This is a genomic window from Halomonas sp. BM-2019 (assembly GCF_017584085.1).
The window spans coordinates 220,411-224,824 of record NZ_CP071922.1; the positions used below are offsets into that span (position 1 = coordinate 220,411).

General features: G+C 51.0%; 4 protein-coding genes. 2 read left to right on the forward strand and 2 right to left on the reverse strand.

The annotated features are described in order from the left end of the window. Together J5F18_RS01160 and J5F18_RS01165 are read right to left on the reverse strand one after the other, a co-directional pair. A partial coding sequence (locus J5F18_RS01160) for a hypothetical protein (RefSeq protein WP_346300542.1) occupies positions 1–593 on the reverse strand: 593 nt, incomplete at its 3' end. Between the two features lie 9 nt (positions 594–602). Continuing rightward, positions 603–1,184 carry a DNA-3-methyladenine glycosylase I gene (locus J5F18_RS01165; RefSeq protein ID WP_346300543.1) on the reverse strand — a complete coding sequence of 194 codons (582 nt, stop codon included), beginning with the start codon at positions 1,182–1,184 and terminating at the stop codon, positions 603–605. A 132-nt stretch (positions 1,185–1,316) separates the two neighbouring features. Here J5F18_RS01165 and glyQ point away from each other — a divergent pair, with 132 nt between their 5' ends. Both glyQ and glyS read left to right on the forward strand, forming a co-directional pair. Then, entirely contained in the window at positions 1,317–2,252 is a 936-nt protein-coding gene (glyQ, locus tag J5F18_RS01170; protein WP_346302147.1) for a glycine--tRNA ligase subunit alpha, read from the forward strand. Further along, on the forward strand, positions 2,249–4,321 hold the full coding sequence (glyS, locus tag J5F18_RS01175; protein ID WP_346300544.1) for a glycine--tRNA ligase subunit beta: 2,073 nt from the start codon (positions 2,249–2,251) through the stop codon (positions 4,319–4,321). The genes glyQ and glyS overlap by 4 nt, the downstream gene beginning before the upstream one ends. Positions 4,322–4,414: the final 93 nt, after the last annotated feature.

The following is a 4,414-nucleotide window of genomic DNA, read 5'->3' on the forward strand; positions in this document are numbered from 1 at the left end:
GCCATCATGCCCATTGAAAACCCCATCAACACCACGGGTGCTTCGCGGAAATGATGCATCACGTGATCGCGAATCAGCTCAAGATTTGGCAAGCCAAATGCCATTGGATTACTCTCCGTAGGTCCAGCAATAATCAACGGACGAAACCCCAGTGAACGCAACCAAACCCCAGTCGGCGCGAACAGATGAGCGGATTGCATGCCATAGCCTGGCGCGACGATCACCACGGGCGCATCGATGGCGAGTTCTGGAAAACGGAAAATCGTTTCCTCAGAGAAGTATTCATTCAAGCTGCGATCTTTTTCCAGATCTGAGCTTATGCTCAACGTCCATGTAAAGTCCTCATGCGCCTTGAGGCCATCATCGTATCTCACTTCAATTACGGCTAAATCAAGATAATTTAAGCACTGATGGGTAACCGCTTCGTCACAAATTTGTTGTCGATTCGGGGCCACTGCAAACTCGACACTGGCCATCCCGCTTACTGGCTCCATATTCAGTATCTGGCGTTCGACGAGGCTCGTGCAGCCAGCCAACAGAGCAACTGCACTCAAGGCCGCACTGGCAACGGCCACCCTTGCTAATGAACTCATTTCTATTCCCTATTTAAAATCACAATCAATGAGATGATCATTGACCATACCGACCGCTTGCATAAACGCATAAACAATCGTCGGGCCAACAAAGGTAAAGCCAGCTTTCTTCAACGCCTTGGACAACGCTTGCGATTCTGCTGTTTCCGTCGCTATGTCTTGCATCGACTTGGGCTGATTCTCGACCGGCGAATGGCCAACGAACGACCACAGCCACTGGGCGAAATCAACGCCTTGCTCATGGAGCCGAACAAACGCATCGGCATTTTTAAAAATCGCATTTATCTTCAGCCGGTTGCGAACAATCCCCCTATTCTGCATTTGCGTTTCGATAAACGCGGCACGTGCATCGCCTTGAACTTGCGCGAGTCGATACGGGTCGAAACCGAAAAATGCAGATTCATAACCTGCTTGTTTGCGCAATATCGTAATCCAACTCAATCCCGCTTGTTGACCGTCTAGGCATAGCTTGGCAAAAAGCTCGACGCTATCGTGCACGGGTTTACCCCACACTTGGTCGTGGTATTCCTCGTAATCTGCGTGTCCGACACACCAAGGGCAGCGATTAATTGAATCTTTGCCGGTTCCCATGCGGATTCTCCCTATAATTTATGCGCTTGCTCGGTGTATAATCACACAAATCCCATGCCGCTGCACAGCGGAAATTCGGCCGAATTGAAGTGGAAATCTCATGGAAAAATTTGACGTTAATTTCAGGGTTTAATTCTCGCCCTACAAGATTACTGGGCACAGCAAGGTTGTGCGATTGTTCAACCGCTTGATATGGAAGTGGGTGCGGGTACCTTTCATCCGATGACCTTCTTGCGCTCCATCGGACCGGAACCATCAAGCTACGCCTATGTGCAGCCCTGCCGCCGCCCCACCGACGGCCGCTATGGTGAGAACCCGAACCGCCTGCAGCACTATTATCAGTTCCAAGTGATCATGAAACCCAATCCAGCTGATTTGCAGGAGCTATATCTCGGCTCGTTAAAATTGCTTGGATTTGATCCGCTTGTACACGATATCCGCTTCGTTGAAGACAACTGGGAATCACCTACCCTTGGCGCTTGGGGACTCGGCTGGGAAGTCTGGTTGAATGGCATGGAAGTCACCCAATTTACCTACTTCCAGCAAGTTGGTGGCTTAGAGTGCAAACCTGTAGCCGGCGAAATTACTTATGGTCTTGAGCGTTTGGCAATGTATATCCAAGGCGTCGACAGCATCTACGACTTAGTCTGGACCACTGGCCCACGCGGCACGATTTACTACCGTGATGTTTTTCATCAGAACGAAGTTGAGCAATCGGCCTATAACTTCGAGCACGCTGATGTCGCCGTTTTGTTCGAGCGCTTTGAGTCCTGTGAAAAGGAATGTGAATTGCTCATCAGCAAAAACCTGCCGTTGCCAGCCTACGAGCAAGTGATGCGTGCGTCACACGCATTTAATTTACTCGACGCTCGGCACGCTATCTCGGTGACCGAGCGTCAGCGTTATATCTTACGCGTTCGCACCATGGCAAAGGCCTGTGCGGAGGCCTACTTCGCTGCGCGTGCCGAACTTGGGTTCCCATTAGCGGAAAAGGCAGACGCTGAAGCAGCTCTCGCCGTGCATCGCAAGAATCAAGAGAAAGCGCAAAAGAAAGGAGCCAAAGCATGAGTCAGCGTCACGATTTGTTAATTGAGCTGGGTACTGAAGAGCTACCACCGAAAGCGCTGAAAGGCTTAAGCGAAAGTTTTACCGCTAGCTTCGTTGCCGAATTAAACCAAGCGCGGTTAGCGTTTGAGTCCGTCGAATCGTTCGCCACACCGCGGCGGTTAGCGGCATTAATTAAAGGCGTGGACGCGCAACAAGCGGACGAAGTTGTTGAGAAGCGTGGACCTGCCATTCAAGCCGCCTTTGATGCAGATGGTAATCCGACTCGCGCAGCCGAAGGTTGGGCGCGCGGTTTAGGGATTACCGTCGACGATGCTGAACGTTTAAAGACCGATAAGGGTGAATGGCTACTTTATAATGCGACAGTCGCGGGTAAAAGTATTCATGACTTAGTGCAAGGTTTTATCGACCAAGCCGTCAAACAATTGCCGATTCCAAAGGCAATGCGCTGGGGCTCTACTTCTTATCAGTTTATTCGGCCATTACACACACTTACCGTGCTACTCGATAGCGATGTGCTCGATGCTGAACTGTTTGGGGTGAAGAGCAACAATAAGGTGAACGGACATCGATTCCATCACCCAGAACGATTGACCGTGGATCACGCCGCTAACTACGCTGATGTCCTAGCCTCTGGGCATGTGGTCGCAAGTTTCGCCGCGCGTCGCGAAACCATCCGTGAATCCGTGATCGAGCTCGCTAAAGCGGAAGATGCCGTACCGGTTTGGGATGAAGACCTTATTGATGAAGTCGCCTCCCTCGTGGAATATCCGGTGCCTATGGTCGCAAGCTTCGATGAGTCTTTCCTTGCGGTTCCCAAAGAAGCGCTGATTTATACCATGAAGGACGACCAACGTTACTTCCCGCTGGTGAACGAAAACGGTGATTTACTTCCACGTTTTATTTTCATTAGTAATATCCAAAGTCGTGACCCGCAGCAAGTCATCCAAGGCAACGAAAAAGTAATTCGTCCGCGCTTAGCCGATGCTCAATTCTTCTTTGAATCAGACAAGAAGACCAAACTAGCCGATCGCTTGGACAAGCTTGACTCGGTTCTCTTCCAGAAAGAGCTTGGCAGCATTGGCGATAAAGCCCGTCGGATGGAAGCCACATCACGATTTATTGCGGATGAGCTGAAAGCGGACAAGAACGCTGCCGCGCGCGCTGGTTTACTCGCGAAGGCCGATTTAGTCAGTTCCATGGTCATGGAGTTCCCTGAAGTCCAAGGCATTATGGGCATGCACTATGCGCGCCACGACGGTGAAAGTGAAGCGGTCGCTAGTGCGATTGAAGCCCACTATCGCCCACGCTTTGCCGGCGATGCATTACCGACAAGTTTAGAGGGATGCGCAGTGGCTCTCGCCGACAAGCTTGACACCCTCGCTGGAATTTTTGGCATTGGACAAATTCCAACAGGCGATCGTGACCCATTCGGTTTACGCCGCGCTGCGATTGGCATGTTGCGCATCTTAGTTGAGAAGCAACTGCCATTGGACTTAGAGACACTCGTACGCAGCGCCGTCGCTAACTACGGCAACATTATTAAAAATCCAGACGAAGTGACCACACAAGTGGTCGACTTCCTCCTTGGTCGTTTCCGCGCATGGTATCAAGATCAATCCATTTCGGTCGATGTTATCCAAGCCGTTTTAGCTCGTCGCCCAACTGTCGCACTCGACTTTGACCACCGCGTGAAAGCCGTTGCTGAGTTCCGCTCGAATCCACAAGCGGAAGCGCTAGCAGCGGCGAATAAGCGGGTCAGTAATATTCTCGCCAAGAGCGAGATGAAGCTCGCAGCGGTTGATACGTCGTTGCTACAGGAAGATGCAGAAAAAGCGCTCCATAACGCGCTAAGCGGCCTTCGCGATACAGTTTCGACTGCTGCTATTGATGGCGATTATGCAGCCGCTTTGAGTGCGTTAGCGACGCTCCGTGAGCCTGTCGATCGCTTTTTCGACGAGGTCATGGTTAATGCGGACGACGAAGCGATTCGTCGCAACCGCCTAAGCTTGCTTAATGAACTACGCGACCAATTCCTCAACGTCGCTGATATTTCGTTGTTACAGTCGTAAGCTAGCGATGGCACAAGTCATTCGGCTTGTGCCATCAGTCTCACCGGCGAAGGAGAAGCATGATGGCCTTTTTAGTTTATTTAGCCGTTATTT

Bases quoted from the DNA above. Each gene is read 5' to 3' on its own strand.
- J5F18_RS01165 (WP_346300543.1), bottom strand. From the start codon at position 1,184: ATGGGAACCGGCAAAGATTCAATTAATCGCTGCCCTTGGTGTGTCGGA.
- glyS (WP_346300544.1), top strand. From the start codon at position 2,249: ATGAGTCAGCGTCACGATTTGTTAATTGAGCTGGGTACTGAAGAGCTA.